We start from the raw sequence: 17,438 nt of genomic DNA, 5'->3' as shown, positions 1-17,438 counted from the left end.
CTGGAAGAAAAACAGGCACGGCGGGACCTCCGTGCTGGAGGGCAACCCCATAGACCCGGCCTCAGGATACGGGGTCGGAATGCCGACTGGACAGGATGTGGCGAAGACCCTGGCACTCAACCATTGGATCGTCACAGTTGACGACGATATCCGAATGGGCAATGACATAGCTCTTACCGGTGATGTGGTTTTTCACCACCTGGTACTCTCCTTCCTGCTCAACGGCGCTGAACTGGCCGACGAAGCCGGTTTCCCTCAAAGAAACGGTTTCCAGCCGGTCACCGGGTTTGATGCTGCCTTCGTAATTCATCAACGCCAGCCGCGCCGAGGTGCCGGTACCTGTGGTGCTTCGGCAGATGACGCCAGGGTGCACATAGGTGGTAGAACGGGAGCGAAAATAGCCTTCGGCCACATTCTCAACCGGGCCCATGAAGTGCAGGAACGGCAAGGGGCCCACATCGCCCAGGGCGTAATGGGAAAAACCCCGCTCCGCGCGGATGGCCTCGACAATGGCATGGGCCGTTTCGGCCAGCTTTCGCTCTTCATCCAGCGTGAGATCGAAGCCCAGTTCCGTGGCATCCACCAGCGCATAGAAACCGCCGCTGTAGGCAACGCTGTAGGTCACCGAGCCCAAACAAGGCACCTCGATGGTCGCCCTGTAGGTATCAATGTAGCTGGGCAGCCCCTCACAGGTAATCGCCTCAACCACGCCGTCTCGAACTGTCGCATCTATCTGTACCAGTCCGGCCGGCGACTCCAGCATGAACTGCTGTTTGCCTTCCTGCTTGGGCACGATGCCCGCTTCCAGAACGGCGGTGGCCGTGCAGATGGTGTTGGAGCCGGAATAGATCGGGTACCCCATCACCTCCATGATGATGTACCCCGCCGCCGCACGTGGATCGGTTGCCGGCACCAGCAGGTCCACGGACATCTCGGGAATGCCATGGGGCTCTTCCAGCAACAACCGGCGCAAGCCATCCGCATCATCCCGCAGGTATTCCATCTGGGCTCGCACGGTATCCCCAGGCAGAGGATCAATACCACCGGTGACAATCCGGCTGACATCGCCGCCGGCATGGGTATCCATCAACTGAATGGTCAGTTCCGGTTTCATCAGGCGCTCTCCAGGGCGAAAGGCTTGCCGTGTTCATCCCACTGCGCGTCGGGAACAATCACGATCTTGCCGAGATAATTGCTAGCCCGGTTCACGAAGTAGTCTTCCGCATGGTGCAGGTCCGAGAGACGGAAGGCACCATGCAGGACCGGCTTCAGTTGCCCGCCTCGAATCCAGGCCATCAACTGATCGGCTTCTTCACGGGTACCGTGGGACACTCCGAAAATCTGCACCTGATACAGGTAGATCCGGGTCCACAGAATCTCGCTGATATTGCCGCCACTGGCCCCGGCAATGCTCAGCCGCGGGTAGGTACTGCGGGCGTTCATATCAAAGATCATGGTGTCGATGAAGATGTCGGTCATCACTCCGCCCACCAGGTCCATCACCGCATCAATGGGTTTACCGCCGGTTTCTGCCTTTACCCGCTCGACAAAACTGTCCATATCAGAACGATCAAGCACGGCCTCCGCACCCAGCCCAAGCAACACCTCAGCCTTGTCCTGCTTACTCAAGGCATAGGGAATAGCGCCCAGAATTCGACATAACTGAATTAACGCGGTGCCAACACCGCCACTGGCGCCTGTAACCAGAACTCGCTCGCCCGCCTGAATGTTGGCCGAGGTGACCATATGGTAGGCGGTCTGATAGGAGCACATGCCCATAGACGCCACCTCGGCGTCGGACAGTTCCGGATTGGGAATGTGATGGAACTGGTCCGAAGGCAAAGCCACATACTCTGCATAGCCCCCGTCCGCGCCATGGCCATAATAATCCGGTGTGAGGTTAATATCCCGGCGATCGTTGGCGTAGATGTTGAAATCCAGCAAACCGCGCTCGCCAACGCGGTTCTCATCCACACCCTCACCAACCGCCACAACACGGCCGGCTATATCAGCTCCCTGGATTCGGGGAAAAATCAGCGTCGGCTTACCGCCCATCTGGAAGGAGGTCATCTCCCCTTTTTTGGTGGGATAGAGCCCTTCGCGAGCTTTGCGATCGGTATTGTTCTTGGCCGCTGCCGTCACCTGTACCAGCACCTGTCCGGGTTCCGGCTCGGGTGTCGATACGGTCTGATATTCGAGCTTGTCGATACCACCGTGACCGGTGAGAACCATGGCCTTCATGGTATTCGGGATCATGGGCGGATGATCCTCCCTGTCTGCTGGGTTTGAGGTATCAACTCAGGATAGGTTAGATCGCCGGGCGTGTCAGCGGGTATTAAGGGTATTCGCCGGTTCGGGTTACCGGGCAGGCTGCCCTGTTTTGCGTGGACTTATCCCCCTCTGCAGCGCGGAATTACTGGTATGGTGAGGCGTATCATTCCGTTGGCAATCGTGAGTTTTCTGTAGAGTTCAGGCCGGCCGCTCATGACTCAAAGCTGAAGTTGGCGAATCAACAAGGCCTGGCGCATGATAGAATGAGAGACGTAAGGATAAGCCTTCAGCGACGCCCAATGGATAACGGTTCAGTGGCCGCATCCTCTCAACCCTTATCGCTGCTATCCGCCTTAGCGGATGCCAAACCACCTAAACCAACGGTGAGTCAGAGAATGGATATTGACCAATTTATTGCTGACTGCATCGCTGCCAATAAAGAGACCGATGCTCAAGCCGCAGTCAACGAAGTACTCGCCCGAGCGGTCTCTACACCCAATGCTGTGTTGGCAGCGCTAGGCGAGCCTGACCATGCAGGACTCAACGTACTTCTACGCTCCCCAACACTGACGATTTTTGCCGCCACATGGACTCCGCAGATGAACCTCATGCCTCATGATCACCTGATGTGGGCCAACATCGGAATCTACACCGGCCGCGAGGACAACATTTTTTGGAAAAGGACGCCTGACGGAATCAAGGCATTCGGTGCAGATGCCTTATCTGCAAAAGACACCGCAATGCTACGTGTAGACGAAGTGCATTCGGTGACCAATCCATTGCAGCGTTTTACGGGCGGCATTCACATCTACGGCGGTGACTTTTTTGATACTCACCGGAGCCAATGGAATCCAGAGACACTCGAAGAAGAGCCTTCTGACGGCGCCACGATTCGTGAAATTTTCCAACGTGAAAACGAAAGACTGGGCCTGAATAAAGAGGCGCTGCAACGGAGGCTTGAGCGTTAGGTATTCAAGGGGTTGGTGATAATTATGCCTGGCTGTTATAGCTGCAGGAAAAACTTTGAGCCTTCAGCGCTAAGACTTTCGTACTCGAAAAATTATTGTGAGGGGTGCGGGGTCGGCCTGTTTGGCGGGGATTATTACGGCTTCTCGGAAAAGCCCGATCCCACTGTTCAAAAAACGATAGCAGTGTACTTGAAAGTAATTTTTTTCTTGGTCACGGGCCTGTGGTTGCTGGTTTTCCTGTTTTGGCTCGCTAAAGGCACCGTTAAGCTGATAGCTCGAGCTCGTAGTCGTCTGATACCTGACAAATCGCGTCATCCGGACGCGCCGTAGGCCCGCCGCTTCGCTCAGCGTTATTCATCAGATAATGAAGGTCACCATGAAGAACTATAAGCCTTTACTCGTTTGGTTTTTACTCCTTTTCAGTTCTGCCTCGCTCGCGGGTGAAGCAGACGTGATTGAAGTAAGCGTTAACAAGAACAGCAGCAACTCATACAGCTTTACCGTGGCAGTATTACACAAGGATGCCGGATGGGAGCATTACGCTGACAAATGGGAAGTTAGTGATGAAGAAGGAACTATTTTAGGGACCAGAACCCTTCATCACCCCCATGTTAATGAACAGCCATTTACCAGAAGCCTTTCAGGCGTTGAAATTCCTGACCATATTAAAACGGTCGAAGTACGTGCCCATGACTCTGTTCATGAATATGGCGGCAAGGTTATAAGTCTCAAGTTGCCTTGACACTTATAATGAAACGAATCTCTAACCAGTCACTTCAGTTCACGCTGCAGAGATATACTCACTGAAGTCACTCCGGGTAACCGGCGTCACTGGTCGAGGCAGAGGAAGCTTTCACATTCAAGAAAGCATTTGCACCACCAGGCGCCGACCGTGACTTGTCAGAAAAAGTCGTGGGTGGTTAAGGACTATATGACAATGAAGCGAGGGAATTTCGTATGAAGGTCTGGATTATCCTGATGGTCCTGGCGATTTCCGGTTGTGACAACAACACGTATTCAGCCTCTCCTGGTTTTTCGCTTTTTGAAACGTCGTCCGGTGTTGTCTATTTGATCAATCAGAGCACGGGAGAGCTGGAGGTAATTTCCTCAAAGAAAACCCTTGTTCTCAGTGCAGGCCAAATTTTCAGAGACAGTAAAGGCAACTTCTTCAAATATCTTGGCGATGGGGAAACTGAGAAAATTGAATCACTTGTGGAGAAGTAAGTAATTAACGCTGGCGACAGGTTGGGCGCCAGGCCTATAGTTTAAATATGGATATTTTGATTCAGGAAGCGAGCAGAGACTATTTGAAGGGGATTCAAGAACTGGTTGTTGAATGGGGCTACTCGGCAAGTGAGTTTCAGACTCAAATATGGCTCGAAGCGTTGCTGAACTCCCCGAATCACAACCTGTTTGTTGCTGTTTCCAATGGTTCCATTGCAGGCTGGATTGTCGTAGAGAAACGCATCTCGTTGGTTACTGAGTTTACATCTGAAATTACCGGACTGGTCGTGGGCTCAACTTTCAGACGGTCAGGTATCGGGCATCTACTCGTAAATGCTGCTGAAGAATGGTCTTACAACCTGGGGCTGTCGCGAGTTGTTGTTCAGTCAAATGTGAATCGCCTGGAATCTCACGATTTTTATCAATCAATTGGTTTTGAGCTTGAAAAGACATCGCATGTTTATGCCAAGGCGCTGAAAAAGCCTCACACGTGATTCGTGAGGCACACCGCTTCGCTCAGCCTTGTACCTAAGCAATCCGAGTGCGACGCTATCACAAGGAGGCCCCGTGGCTGGACCGTCACCAGGTTCCGGCCCGTACTGGGAGATTTAAAGGCGAACGCATATGGCTTCAGAGGAAGAAAAGGGAAAGGTTGAAATCAACATATTCAAACGGTTTGCCGCGGCGGCGGGTTTGAACTGTGACTCTGTTGAAAAGCAATCCCCCATGGATGGAAAGCCGGACCTGAAATGCATTATCGATGGCAAGGTCGTTTTCTTTGAGTTAACGGAGGCGTGCTCAGAAGACGTTGCGAAGGCAATCGCGAATGTCCGTAATGGAAATGATCCGGCGTTTTTGCGAGCCAAAGACTACACCTCCGAAACCTATAGAAGGAAGATCAGTAAACAGTACGCTGTAAAAGAGCCTATCGAATTACTCATATACAATGTCGGCCGAACCCTTCTTTCCGATGATGTGCTGATTGAAAATATCCGGGCTATCTCAGAAAACAATAAAGGGCCGTTCCGAAAAGTGTGGTATTTCGGGGAGCATGTTTGTGAGTTGTAGCAATAAAGCCGACGCTGTATGAGGCTGAATTCAGCGGTTTTCGGAGAGATTCAACCGCAATAAAAGCGGTATGCTGCATGAGGCCCTACACTTGAAGTTAACAGCCTCTTCTTGTGAACGGAGCTGACCATGGCAAGGCTCAACGACGGTATATCGTCGCGGCTCGTCGCTTCCGCGCATACGGCAATCAAAGCGCGGATGCTTTTTATATGGCTACTGCTTTTGCCGGGAGCAGCCCCTGTTGCCGACACCGAATTTCCAAATAAGCGCGACACTGAACTCGACGAACTGACGAGTGAACTGAGCGGCTGGGTAGTCCAACAAACCGATTACCTGGAGCCAGCGCTACCCGGGCACCGGTTTGAGACCCAGGCGAATCTGCAGGAGTTGTGCTTCCCCGGCTTCTCCCATGATCTTATGCCGAGGATTCTCGGCGCTTATGACGCCAGATCGACCGTCATTTACCTGAACACCGACTTCGATTCCGACGATCTTCTGGATATCAGCTACCTTCTGCATGAGCTGGTGCATCACTTTCAGACTCAAAACCTTTCCGCCAAAGATAAGCGTTTTAAAGCCCCAATGGAGGCTGAGGCCCTTCGGATGCAGCTTATGTGGCTCGAGGAAAATGGCGTGAGCGATGGAATGACAAAGCTGGGCGTGGATGAAAAAAGTCTAGGTATTATGGAAGCGTTGTCATGGTAGCCATGTTTGAGCATCCTGGTTCAATGACTGCCTGAAAAAAATCGTGATCGCGCCTGTGCGACAATGAGCGCAAATACCAGAATGGAAAACGCAGGAAGTCATGTCGTACAAAGGGGTTTTAAGTGCGGTTGCGATAGCGCTCACATTCATGGCGTTTTTGCCCTATATGCGCGCCATCATCAAGGGGGCAATAAGGCCGCATGTATTTTCCTGGGTGATTTGGGGAACAACCACCTTCGTGGTGTTTCTCGCTCAACTTCAGGCCGATGGCGGAGTGGGCGCATGGCCCGTTGGTGTGTCCGGCGTCGTGGCAATAGTCATCGCATTGCTGGCATTTTTAAAGCGAGGCGATATTGCCATTACTGGTACTGACTGGCTTTTTTTTATACTGGCCATGTCATCCCTGCCTTTCTGGTATTTAACGGCAGATCCGCTTTGGGCGGTCGTTGTGCTCACAACCGTTGATGTTCTGGGGTTCGGCCCAACCATCCGAAAATCCTTTTACCATCCGTTTTCTGAATCACTGCTTTTCTTCTCACTTTTCGCGACGCGCAACCTGATCGTCATCCTGGCTCTGGAAAGCTATTCCATCACGACCGTTTTATTCCCCGGTGCGATCGCCGTTGCCTGCATTCTGTTGATCCTCATGATCTCTTATCGCAGACGCGTGGAAGCAGACTTCGAAAGGCCGCTATAGCAATTAGACGCCCGTAAAGCATCCGGGAGAAGAAAGGGGGCAGGAGGTACGGGCACGGCGAACCGTGCCCGATTCAGCTTACTCCGGCTTGTACAGACGCTGGATGCTGGAGAAGTCCAGGCCTCCGTTGCCCTGCCCGGCATGAAGCTCAAACAGGTTGCGGGCCAGTGAACCCATGGGGATAGCGGCGTGATTGGAAACCGCGTTATCGAAAGCCAGCCCCAGATCCTTATTCATCAGGTTCACAAGGAAGCCACCTTCATAGCCACGGGAAGCAGGCACACCATCCATCACACCCGGCCACGGATTGTATACGTTCAGCGCCCAGTTACCGCCCGAGCTCTGTTTCATGATTTCAGACAGCACCGCAGGGTCCAGGCCGTTCTTCACGCCCAGTGCCAATGCCTCACTGGTACCGGCCATCAGGACAGCGAGCAGCATGTTGTTGCAGATTTTGGCGACCTGGCCGGAACCGTGGGCGCCGGCGTGAAAGACGTTCTTTCCCATGGCGTCGAGAATCGGTTTGGCTTTGCTGAAGGTATCCTCGGCGCCACCACAGATAAAGGTCAGCGTACCGGCCTTGGCACCACCGACGCCGCCAGAAACAGGTGCGTCCAGGAACGGAATCTTGCGGGCTGTTGCCTCTTCCGCAACACCACGTGCCGTTTCCGGTGCAATGGTGGAAGAGTCGATCACCAGGGTACCTTCAGGCAGGTTCGCCAACAGTCCATCCTCGCCCAGGTACACCGCCTCCACGTGCTGGCCGGCGGGCAGCATAGTGATCACGCATTCGGCACCTTTGGCCGCTTCGTGCGCTGTGTCGGCCGTTTTAGCGCCTTCGGCGACCAGTGCCTGTACTGCGTCTTTTGACAGGTCAAATACGGTCACATCATGCCCGGCTTTAACGAGATTTCCGGCCATGGGGCCGCCCATGTTGCCCAGGCCAATAAACGTAATCGTTGCCATATCTTTTCCCCTTATTGTTGTATTCGCTCAAGCAGACCACCGCTTTCGATGCCCTGTTGGCGGTTATTCGAAAAAGTCGTCAATCCAGGCGCTGTCCATTTCCGCCAGTGAGGCGTACCGCCACCTCGGTTGCTGGTCCTTATCGATCAGCAACGCGCGAATGCCCTCGGCGAACTCGCCCTTACCCAGGCATTTCTGCGAAAGCACCAGCTCCTTGTCGAGCACTTCTTTCAGGCTGTCATGAACACAACCGTGCAAATGTCTCCAGACCAGAGCCAGTGAGGTCGGTGACGCGGAGGCCAGTGATCTGGTTGCCTTCGCTGCCCAGCCATCACCACCGGAGAGTTCACGCAACTGGCTGACGACCGCCTCAAGAGAGTCCGCATCAGTCACCCGGTTTATTTCATCGAAATGCGCACGCACCGGCGAATCGGGCAGAGCTTCTGCGCTTTGCTGTTCGAACTGCCTCAGTACGCTGCTAACCACAGCGTGGGCATCCTGGTCCTGCCATTCATGTTGCTTGAGGCTTTCCACTACGCCGGCTTTGAGCTCATGTTTTACAAAGCGATCTGCCAGGCCGGTAAACAACGCATCAGCAGCATTCATGCGGGCTCCGGTAAGCCCCAAAAACAGGCCCGTACGACCGGGCGCTTTATTCAGAAACCAGCCGGCGGCCACATCCGGGTAGAGGCCAATGGTGATCTCCGGCATGGCGAGCTTGGAACTTTCGGTAACCACGCGGTGGGAGGCACCTGCCATGATCCCCATGCCACCACCCATGACGATGCCATGGCCCCAGCACACGATGGGCTTGGGGAAGGTGTGAATCAGGTAATCCAGCGCGTATTCTTCGGTGAAGAAGGCCTCGCCCTCGCTGGCGCCCTCGGGTTCAGTCATGCTGCGGTACAGGGCCACGATGTCGCCTCCGGCACAGAAGGCCTTGTCGCCCTCTGCTTCCAGCCAGACTGCCCGGATAAGATTATCCTCCGCCCAGCGTTTGAGCTGTGGCGTCAGCAGGCGGATCGTTTCCAGTGACAGCGAGTTGAGCGCCTTGGGCGTGCTCAGCCGCGCCACGGCGATCAGTGCGCCATCAACCGTTTTCCACTCTTCAAAGACGATGGATTGATCACTCATAACAATTCCTTCAACCGTTGCACTGCGTCGGGTTTCAGCGGTTTTTCCATTCGGGTTTGCGCTTCTCCAGAAACGCGTTGACGCCTTCTCTCTGGTCTTCGGTGGAGAACAGCTCAACAAACAGCTCGCGCTCCATGCGCCAGCCATCAGCATGACTGCGGCCATCGCGAGCGCTCATGACCAGGGTTTTGCAACGTGCCGTGGAGGACGGGCTTTGTTTACAGGCCATTTCCGCCAGCTCCAGAGCCTTTTCAAGACTCTTCCCGGTTGGAACGACTTCTTCCACCAGACCGATCTGCGCCGCTTTTTCAGCGGTGACACGCTCACCACACAGGATCATCCGCTTGGCCCAGCCTTCGCCAACCAGCCAGGGCAGATTCTGAGTGCCCCCGGCACAGGGCAGCAAACCAACACCAGCCTCTGGCAAGGCCATCTGGGACTGCTCCTCGGCAATCCGGATATCACAGGCCATCGCACATTCAAGGCCGCCACCCATGGCGTAACCGTTCACAGCCGCAATCGACACACCACGAAATGCACTCAGCGTCGAAAAGGCCTCGCCAAAAGCCTTTCCCATGTCGCTGGCATTGGCTATGTCGCCATCGGCAAACGCCTTGAGATCAGCGCCGGCGGAGAAAAACTTCTCGCCCTGCCCGGTCACCACCAGGGCAAAAATGTTCCGGTCTTCATTGAGATCATTAATGGTGGTGACCAGAGCCGCCAGGGACTCTTTGGTCCAGGTGTTCGCCGGCGGATTATTGATGGTCATTACTGCAATGTGTCCGCGTTTTTCGAGCTGAATCAGATCACTCATGGGAATCTCCTTATTGGATCGCTTCCGCCACACCGTCATCGAGCAGACGACGGGCAACGATCAGGCGCATGATTTCGTTTGTGCCTTCAAGAATCTGGTGCACGCGCAGGTCACGCAGGTAGCGCTCCAGAGGATACTCGCGGATATAGCCATAACCGCCGTGGAGCTGCAGAGCCTCGTTCACCACGTCAAAACAGGCGTCGGTGGCAAAGCGCTTGGCCATGGCGCAATGCAAGGTCGCTTCCGGGTCGGCGTTATCCAGCTTGAAAGCGCCCAGCCGCACCATCTGGCGGGACGCAACCAGATTGGTCGCCATATCCGCCAGTTTGAATTGCAGGGCCTGGAAAGCTGCCAGTGGTTTACCGAATTGCTCGCGCTCGTGCATGTAATTGCGTGCACGCAGCAGTGCGGCCTGGGCACCACCCAGAGAACAGGTGGCGATATTGAGACGCCCCCCATCCAGACCTTTCATGGCGATAGCAAAACCGTCGCCTTCCTCACCAACACGACTGGAGGCGGGAATACGCACATTCTCAAGACTGATCATGCGGGTCGGCTGACTGTGCCAGCCCATCTTTTCTTCATTCTTGCCGTAGGTAATGCCGTCGGCATCGGCGGGAATGACAAAGGTAGAAATGCCTTTCGATCCGCTATCCGGCGCACCGGTGCGGGCCATAAGCACCAGGATATCGGTGCTGCCAGCGCCGGAGATAAAGACCTTGCTGCCATTGATCAGGTAACTGTCACCATCACGAACCGCCTTGGTTCGCAGGCTGGCCGCATCGGATCCGGCACCGGGCTCTGTCAGGCAGTAAGAAGCCAGCCATTCACCACTGGCCAGTTTCGGTACAATTTCCTGTTTGAGGTCATCGGAGGCAAAGCTGGCAACCATCCAGGTCGCCATGTTGTGGATCGTGATAAAGGCGGCCGTCGATGGGCAGGCGGCTGCCAGCTCCTCGACAATCACCGAGGTATCGAGACGGGATAACCCCATGCCACCCAGTGGCTCCGGCGTATACAGGCCCATAAAGCCCATTTCGCCAGCTTCCTTCAACACATCTACAGGAAAAATATGCTCGTCATCCCACTTCGCCGCGTGCGGTGCCATGGATTTCTCGGCGAACGCACGCGCCGCCTCGCGGAAGGCGAGCTGGTCTTCGGTCAGGTTAAAGTCCATGAATCACTCCAGAACTAAGAGGCTTGGCTGCAGGAAAGGAAACAAGGGGCCGGAAACGAGTTCCGGCCCAAACATCCCCACCTTCAACGCAATCAACGCAACTGGATTGAGAAGTTCGCCTCGGTCGTCGCCTCGCTGGAGAACCAGCGTGAGGTGACGGTTTTGGTTTCCGTATAGAAGCGCACCGCCTGCTTGCCGTACGCGTGCTGATCACCGTAGAAGGAGCCCTTCCAGCCGGTGAACGAGAAGAACGGCAGGGGTACCGGAATGGGAATGTTCACACCCACCTGACCCACATCGATGTCGTGCTGGAACCGGCGGGCAGCACCACCTGAATTGGTAAAGATCGAGGTGCCGTTGCCGTAGGGGCTGTTGTTGATCACTTCGATGGCGTCACCCAGGCTGTCCACTTCCATGCAGGACAGGACAGGACCAAAGATTTCCTCGTTGTAGATGTCCATCTCGGTGGTCACGCCGGAGAACAGCGTCGGGCCAACCCAGTTGCCGTCCGGCAGGCCATCCACTGTGCAACCTCGGCCGTCGAGCAGCAGGTTGGCGCCCTGGGCTTCACCCGTGGCAATCAGTGATTCGATACGATCTTTTGCCTTGGCACTGATGATCGGACCATAACTGGCACCCGAGTCGTCCCAGGCACCCGGGCGAGCGTTGGCCATGGCCTCTTTCAGTTCAGGAATCCACTGTTGGGCCTCACCCACAAATACCGCTACGGAAATCGCCATGCAGCGCTGGCCAGCGGCACCAACCGAGGCACCAACCAGGGCATTGATGACCTGCTTTTTGTCGGCATCCGGCATGATGACCATGTGGTTCTTGGCACCGGCAAAGCTCTGAACACGCTTCATGTTGCGGGTACCGGTTTCATAGATATAACGGCCTACCGGAACGGAGCCAACGAAAGAAACGGCCTTGATGGCCGGATCCGTCAGCAGGGTATCAACCTGTTCTTTACCACCGTGAACAACCTGAAGGACGCCCTTGGGCGCGCCGGCATGCTCAAACAGCTCAGCCAGACGCATCGGTGTCAGCGGATCCTGCTCAGACGGCTTCAGGATGAAGGTGTTACCGCAGACAATCGCCATCGGGAACATCCACAGGGGAATCATGGCCGGGAAGTTAAACGGCGTAATACCGGCGCAAACACCCAGCGGCTGGATCCAGGAGTGGGTATCCACTTCACGGGCCACGTTTTCAACGGTCTCGCCCATCATCAGCGAGGCGACGTTTCCGGCGTGCTCAACCACTTCGATACCACGCCATACGTCCCCTTTGGCGTCTTCGAAGGTTTTACCGGTTTCCTGCGCGAGAATTTCAGCGATCTCGTCGTGATGTTCCTTCAGCAGTGCCTGATAACGGAGCATAACCCGGGCGCGCTCGGAGACAGGCACCTCTTTCCAGGTCTTGTAAACTTCGCTGGCGTATTTGATGGCCTGCTCCATTTCCGAATGCGTCGTGCACGGAGCCTTGGCGATCACTTCGTTGGTGGCGGGGTTGGTAACTTCGATCCAGTCCTGAGTCTGGCTCTGGATGAATTCACCGGCAAGATACAGTGGTACATTTTTCATGTTGATATCCCTGTTTGTTGTTATGCGGGAAGCCGACCGAGACCCGGCAGGGTTCGATCATGATTGCAAAAATCCTAGCACGGTGTTGGCAAGGATGGTGATTGACTAAATTTCGCCCGTGATGGACTATCTTTCGATATTCAAAAACAATGGCGAGAGCGATGACTCAAACCTCACAGTGGCCTGTACCGCAAAACAGCATTCGCTACGTGGTACCCGCACCGATCATCAGACTACTGGCTAGCCACCCATTAACCCGGGACCTTTACCCCCTGGCATTCGGGCACTACCGCAAGGCTACCGGCCACCACATGCACCGGGAACACCATAGCGACTATCTTTTGGTTTACTGCACGGAAGGTAAGGCTTTTCTGAATGTGCAGGGCGAGCCTTACACGGTTGAGGCCGGCGATTTACTGCTGTTACCGGCCGGTGCCAATCACCGCTACACCGCTGACCCGGACAACCCCTGGACAATTCACTGGGTACACTACACGGGACCTCTCGCCGAGGATTTTCGCAATTACATGGGGTTTGATGGCCAGACCCGTATCCGCCATCTCGGCCGGCAACCTCGACTACTCGTGGATTTTAATGGCCTGTTGTCCGTTCGTCAGACCGGCTTTCGGGCCCGGGGCCTGATTCATGCCGCCAACCGCCTGCGCCAGCTTCTGGCAGCCGTTCCGATCAATGCTGACGAGACCAGTCAGGACCGCAAGGTCGAACTCGACACCATCCATAACTATATGCGCGAACACCTGGACGAGAGGATCGCCCTGGAGCAACTTGCGGATCTCGCAGGCCTCTCGCCGGCGCATTTTGCCACCCGCTACCGGGAGCAGACCGGCACCTCTCCCATCCAGCATTTCCTGCATCTAAAGGTGGAGCGGGCCTGCCAGATCCTGGACACAACAGAGCTCAGTTTTGCCGATATCAGCCGGCGGCTCGGGTATGACGATGCCTACTATTTTTCCCGGCTGTTCAAGAAGGTCATGGGGCAATCACCAAGGGATTACCGGCACACTGCACGGCACTGATACAGCGTTTCGGAACAGACCCGGATCTGTCTATTTCTACGACTTTTGTTGTAGAAGGCAAACAGATATCCTTGATACAGGTAACCTAAAACAAGAGTGAGCCTATGGCCATACATACCATTCAAATCGATGAAATCCTTGATGCTCCCCGCAACAAGGTTTTCGCGCTGTTTGCCGACCACAACCGCTTTGGCAAACTCCTGGGTGCACCGGTTAAACGCATCAAGGACAGCCAATATGCAGATCCCAATGGCATCGGCTCTGTCCGCAAGATCGGTATTGGTCCGGTAGGGCTGGAAGAGACGGTGATCAACTTCGAGCCAGACTCGCTGATCGAATACACCATCACCAGCATGAGCCCGATAAAAAACCATATGGGCCGGATCCGTTTTGACGACACCCCCGAAGGCCAGACCCGGATCAATTACACCATTACCTTTGATGATATTGTGCCGTTCACCGGCAAGGTCGTCAGTACCGCTCTGGAACAGGGAATTCGTCGGGGAATCAAGCGGGTACCTCAACTGGTCTGAGGATGCTCAGGAAATACAAAACATTACTTGATGGATATCAGATAATTGACCTGAGGCAATGGTCCCCTTCTGCCAATTTTGTAATCTCCGCGCAGTTTGCAATATCCGGTCATCGTGGCCGGATACTCTATTTTTAGCGGGAGACCGATATGGCAGCCGAGCCAGTTGTTCTGTTTGATAACGGAAACCATAAATGCCTGATGTTCGATTCCCTGGTAACGGGTGAGGGTGTCCAGTCCAACCAGTTCCTGATTGTTGACGGCCAGCATGAAGCACTGATTGATCCGGGCGGGGATCTGACCTATACGCCGCTCTCGGTCGCAGCGTCGAAGCATATGAACATTCGCGACATGGATTACGTGTTTGCCTCCCACCAGGACCCGGACATCATCGGAGCCATCGACCGGTGGATCGTCCATACCCGGGCCAAGATTGTCACTTCGCGGCTCTGGGCACGCTTCCTGCCTCACCTGGTTTCCAGCTACGTCACCAGCCAGCTCAGTGGCAGCGTTTACGATCGCATTGTCAGCGTCCCCGATGCCGGTGCCAACGTAAAGTTCGGCGATTCGTACCTGCAATGTCTGCCTGCCCATTTCATGCATTCCGTGGGCAACCTGCAGTTCTATGATCCGGTGTCAAAAATCCTCTTCTCCGGGGACCTGGGGGCATCTCTGGGTGGTGAGGACGACCACCTGCCCGTGAAAGATTTCGACAAGCATATCCCCAGCATGATCGGCTTCCATCGCCGTTACATTGCATCAAAGAAAGTCTGCCGGCTCTGGGCCAACATGATCAGGGAAATGGACGTGGACATGATCGTTCCCCAGCATGGAAAACGTTTTGAGGGCCCCGAGATGGTAGATCGTTTCCTGAACTGGGTGAGCGAGATGGACTGCGGGATTGATCTGGTTACGCAGGACAGCTATAGCCGACCGGTAGACTACGTCTGAAAACAAGAAGCAGCAGCCTCCCGGCTGCTGCTTCTGCGGTTCAAACCCTGCCCGCATAGAGCAGGACAGTGGGCACGGGGTATGACTCAGTTTTTACCACCACCCTGGCCTCCGCCACCCATGCCTTCACTCTCTATCTTTTTGTGCCCCATCCCCTTCTCATTCATCATACCCTTACCATCGGGATGACCTGCGGCGGTGGGGGGCAGATTTTCAACATCAATGCCCCGGGCGCGGGCTCGCTCCATCATTCTCTCATGATGTTGCTCACGGTAGGCCTGGCGCTCTTCCATGGAATCCATAGAGCGCATCTGGTCCCGAAACTGCGCCCGTTCCTGCTCCGTCATCATGTCGTAACCGGTAATTGGGTAGCCGTCACGGTCCTTCAACTGCGTCTGGTCCTGCAACTGCATCTGATCGCGATCCTGATCTTGATCAGCAGCATAGGCAGTTGAGAGTGGCAGCGTCAGCGCGGTTACAAGTGCGGCGGAATAGATCATAGTCCTTTTCATTGAATTAGCCTCCATCGTCAGCCCGATTTTCCCCGGCTTCAGGAACAACTTGATAGAGACCAGCCGATACCCATCCAGGTATCTCCGATCCATAACTTCAGCATACTCCCGTGCTGACTCAGAAAAACCTGTCAGAGATCAATTTCCGCTCATCGTTACAACAAGTTCACGAAGCCTTAATCTTCCTTATCACTCCGCTCTCAAGCCAAATAAGCCTGTCCCAATGGGGCATTGTTGAGTAAAATCCGGCCTTTTCCAAAGAAAGAGAGGCAGCGCAAATGGGCAGAGCCTACCAGAACCGTAAAGAATCCATGGCCAAGACGGCTGCGGCAAAAACCAAGGTCTACAGTAAGTACGGTCGAGAGATTTACATGGCAGCCAAGTCCGGCGGCACGGATCCGGATGGCAACCTTTCCCTTCGCGGCCTGATTGATCGCGCCAAGAAGGATCAGGTGCCCAGCCACGTCATCGATAAAGCCATCGAAAAGGCGAAGGGCGGAGCTGGCGAGGACTACTCACCGGCACGTTATGAGGGGTATGGCCCCGGCAACTGCATGGTGATTGTCGATTGCCTGACCGATAACCCTAACCGTACCTTTGGCGATGTCCGCCTGGCGTTTACCAAAACCAAGTCCAAAATTGGCACGCCCGGCGCAGTCGCTCACATGTTTGACCACAGTGCGATTTTTGTTTTCAAGGGCGAAGATGAAGAAGCCGTGCTCGAAGCCCTGATGGACGCGGATGTTGACGTTTCCGACATCGAGAAGGAAGGCGGGGTGATCACCGTCTTCACGCCTAACACTGAATACGCCAAGGCAAGGCAGGCGCTGGTGGATGCCTTCGAGGACATTGATTTCGAGGTGGATGAAATTCAGTTCCTGCCCAAAACCACCACTACGGTGGAAGGCGACGATATCCCCATGTTTGAGAAATTCCTCGACATGCTGAATGAATTGGACGACGTGCAGAACGTTTTCCACAATGCCGAGCTGCCTGAACAGGCCGAGTAACGCATTGCACCAGCAACGGAGCCTTCATTGATCGAACCTGGCCCCCAGAACCGAAGAACCAGGGTGGTTATCCTCAAGACGGGAACCACCTACCCCGACATCCGGGAACATTTTGGCGATTTCGAGGACTGGTTCGTTCGTGGACTGTCTTCCGAGCTGGAGCTCACCGTCATCGACGTGGAGTCCGGAGAATCCCCTGGCAGCCCCGAAAGCTGGGATGGCATCGTAATTACCGGCTCTCCGGCGATGGTCAGCGACCGTGCCCCCTGGAGCGAAAACACGGCTCAGTGGCTGGCCAAAGCAGTTGAAAGGTCGGTTCCGGTTCTCGGCGTGTGCTACGGGCACCAGCTTCTGGCACATGCGCTGGGCGGCGAAGTGGGTTATCACCCGAAAGGTCGGGAAACAGGCACACGGACAGTTGAGTTGCTGCCTGAGGCCAGCTCCGACCCCCTGTTCCGTGAAATTCCAGGCCAGTTCAAGGCCCAGCTGACCCATAAACAGTCAGTGCTGAGACTGCCGCCCGGCGCCGTATTGCTGGGTCGCGGCGGTTTTGAACCTCATCAGGCTTTCCGGGTTGGGCCATCCGCCTGGGGCGTTCAGTTCCATCCGGAATTCTCGGACACGATCATGAGAGCCTATCTGAAAGTACAGGCACCAGATCTGACGGCCGAAGACCTGGATCCGGAAGCGCTTATTGCGGCTGTGGAGCCGGCCCCGGAAGCCTCAAGCCTGCTTGAACGCTTCTCGGGACTGTTATTGCAGAAGAAGATCTGATCAAACGAGGAGGCC

Annotated in this window: 20 protein-coding genes; 12 read left to right on the top strand and 8 right to left on the bottom strand. The window is 55.0% G+C overall.

Features of this window, described 5'->3' with window-relative positions; all coding sequences use genetic code 11:
* Positions 1-61: 61 nt before the first annotated feature.
* A complete protein-coding gene (locus KFJ24_RS02460; protein ID WP_250829510.1) occupies positions 62-1,114 on the bottom strand; it encodes a proline racemase family protein in 1,053 nt (350 codons plus the stop codon).
* The gene (locus tag KFJ24_RS02455) at positions 1,114-2,256 is read right to left on the bottom strand and encodes a zinc-binding dehydrogenase (protein WP_250829509.1); all 1,143 of its coding nucleotides are present in this window, start codon (positions 2,254-2,256) and stop codon (positions 1,114-1,116) included. The genes KFJ24_RS02460 and KFJ24_RS02455 overlap by 1 nt, the downstream gene beginning before the upstream one ends.
* A 410-nt stretch (positions 2,257-2,666) precedes the next feature.
* On the opposite strand from KFJ24_RS02455, the gene KFJ24_RS02450 reads away from it, so the two are divergent.
* From KFJ24_RS02450 to KFJ24_RS02420, 7 genes are all read left to right on the top strand, one after another.
* Complete coding sequence (locus KFJ24_RS02450; RefSeq protein WP_250829508.1) at positions 2,667-3,239, top strand: hypothetical protein; 573 nt, start codon at positions 2,667-2,669, stop codon at positions 3,237-3,239.
* Between the two features lie 376 nt (positions 3,240-3,615).
* Positions 3,616-3,981 carry a hypothetical protein gene (locus KFJ24_RS02445; protein WP_250829507.1) on the top strand — a complete coding sequence of 122 codons (366 nt, stop codon included), beginning with the start codon at positions 3,616-3,618 and terminating at the stop codon, positions 3,979-3,981.
* Between the two features lie 215 nt (positions 3,982-4,196).
* Positions 4,197-4,463, top strand: a complete 267-nt coding sequence (locus KFJ24_RS02440; RefSeq protein ID WP_250829506.1) for a hypothetical protein — start codon at positions 4,197-4,199, stop codon at positions 4,461-4,463.
* Positions 4,464-4,510: 47 nt separating this feature from the next.
* Positions 4,511-4,957 carry a GNAT family N-acetyltransferase gene (locus KFJ24_RS02435; protein ID WP_250829505.1) on the top strand — a complete coding sequence of 149 codons (447 nt, stop codon included), beginning with the start codon at positions 4,511-4,513 and terminating at the stop codon, positions 4,955-4,957.
* Between the two features lie 130 nt (positions 4,958-5,087).
* Positions 5,088-5,531: a hypothetical protein gene (locus KFJ24_RS02430; protein ID WP_250829504.1), complete on the top strand. Its 444-nt coding sequence runs from the start codon at positions 5,088-5,090 to the stop codon at positions 5,529-5,531.
* A 129-nt stretch (positions 5,532-5,660) separates the two neighbouring features.
* Entirely contained in the window at positions 5,661-6,236 is a 576-nt protein-coding gene (locus KFJ24_RS02425; protein ID WP_250829503.1) for a DUF6647 family protein, read from the top strand.
* Between the two features lie 100 nt (positions 6,237-6,336).
* Positions 6,337-6,933, top strand: coding sequence for a hypothetical protein (locus KFJ24_RS02420; protein ID WP_250829502.1), 597 nt, complete (start codon positions 6,337-6,339; stop codon positions 6,931-6,933).
* Positions 6,934-7,011: 78 nt separating this feature from the next.
* Here the strand turns inward: KFJ24_RS02420 and mmsB are convergent, their stop codons facing one another.
* From mmsB to KFJ24_RS02395, 5 genes are all read right to left on the bottom strand, one after another.
* Positions 7,012-7,899 (bottom strand): 3-hydroxyisobutyrate dehydrogenase, encoded by an 888-nt coding sequence (gene mmsB / locus KFJ24_RS02415; protein ID WP_250829501.1) that lies wholly within the window; start codon positions 7,897-7,899, stop codon positions 7,012-7,014.
* 63 nt (positions 7,900-7,962) lie between these two features.
* Positions 7,963-9,033, bottom strand: a complete 1,071-nt coding sequence (locus KFJ24_RS02410; protein WP_250829500.1) for an enoyl-CoA hydratase/isomerase family protein — start codon at positions 9,031-9,033, stop codon at positions 7,963-7,965.
* Between the two features lie 34 nt (positions 9,034-9,067).
* The gene (locus KFJ24_RS02405) at positions 9,068-9,847 is read right to left on the bottom strand and encodes an enoyl-CoA hydratase (RefSeq protein ID WP_250829499.1); all 780 of its coding nucleotides are present in this window, start codon (positions 9,845-9,847) and stop codon (positions 9,068-9,070) included.
* Between the two features lie 10 nt (positions 9,848-9,857).
* On the bottom strand, positions 9,858-11,024 hold the full coding sequence (locus KFJ24_RS02400) for an acyl-CoA dehydrogenase family protein (protein ID WP_250829498.1): 1,167 nt from the start codon (positions 11,022-11,024) through the stop codon (positions 9,858-9,860).
* A gap of 92 nt (positions 11,025-11,116) precedes the next feature.
* On the bottom strand, positions 11,117-12,607 hold the full coding sequence (locus tag KFJ24_RS02395) for a CoA-acylating methylmalonate-semialdehyde dehydrogenase (RefSeq protein ID WP_250829497.1): 1,491 nt from the start codon (positions 12,605-12,607) through the stop codon (positions 11,117-11,119).
* A gap of 161 nt (positions 12,608-12,768) precedes the next feature.
* Between KFJ24_RS02395 and KFJ24_RS02390 the strand changes: the two genes are divergently transcribed.
* From KFJ24_RS02390 to KFJ24_RS02380, 3 genes are all read left to right on the top strand, one after another.
* Positions 12,769-13,644, top strand: a complete 876-nt coding sequence (locus KFJ24_RS02390; RefSeq protein ID WP_250829496.1) for an AraC family transcriptional regulator — start codon at positions 12,769-12,771, stop codon at positions 13,642-13,644.
* Positions 13,645-13,748: 104 nt separating this feature from the next.
* Positions 13,749-14,177, top strand: a complete 429-nt coding sequence (locus KFJ24_RS02385) for an SRPBCC family protein (protein WP_250829495.1) — start codon at positions 13,749-13,751, stop codon at positions 14,175-14,177.
* Between the two features lie 149 nt (positions 14,178-14,326).
* Entirely contained in the window at positions 14,327-15,127 is an 801-nt protein-coding gene (locus tag KFJ24_RS02380; protein WP_250829494.1) for an MBL fold metallo-hydrolase, read from the top strand.
* 86 nt (positions 15,128-15,213) lie between these two features.
* Here KFJ24_RS02380 and KFJ24_RS02375 read toward each other — a convergent pair whose 3' ends face one another.
* A complete protein-coding gene (locus KFJ24_RS02375) occupies positions 15,214-15,639 on the bottom strand; it encodes a hypothetical protein (protein WP_250829493.1) in 426 nt (141 codons plus the stop codon).
* A gap of 278 nt (positions 15,640-15,917) precedes the next feature.
* On the opposite strand from KFJ24_RS02375, the gene KFJ24_RS02370 reads away from it, so the two are divergent.
* Both KFJ24_RS02370 and KFJ24_RS02365 read left to right on the top strand, forming a co-directional pair.
* On the top strand, positions 15,918-16,649 hold the full coding sequence (locus tag KFJ24_RS02370; RefSeq protein WP_250829492.1) for a YebC/PmpR family DNA-binding transcriptional regulator: 732 nt from the start codon (positions 15,918-15,920) through the stop codon (positions 16,647-16,649).
* Positions 16,650-16,676: 27 nt separating this feature from the next.
* Positions 16,677-17,423: a glutamine amidotransferase gene (locus KFJ24_RS02365; RefSeq protein ID WP_250829491.1), complete on the top strand. Its 747-nt coding sequence runs from the start codon at positions 16,677-16,679 to the stop codon at positions 17,421-17,423.
* Positions 17,424-17,438: the final 15 nt, after the last annotated feature.

This window comes from Marinobacter sediminum (assembly GCF_023657445.1).
Classification (GTDB): Bacteria; Pseudomonadota; Gammaproteobacteria; order Pseudomonadales; family Oleiphilaceae; genus Marinobacter; species Marinobacter sediminum_A.
Note: the sequence above shows the minus strand (reverse complement) of the source record. Positions and strands in the feature narration are given on the sequence as shown.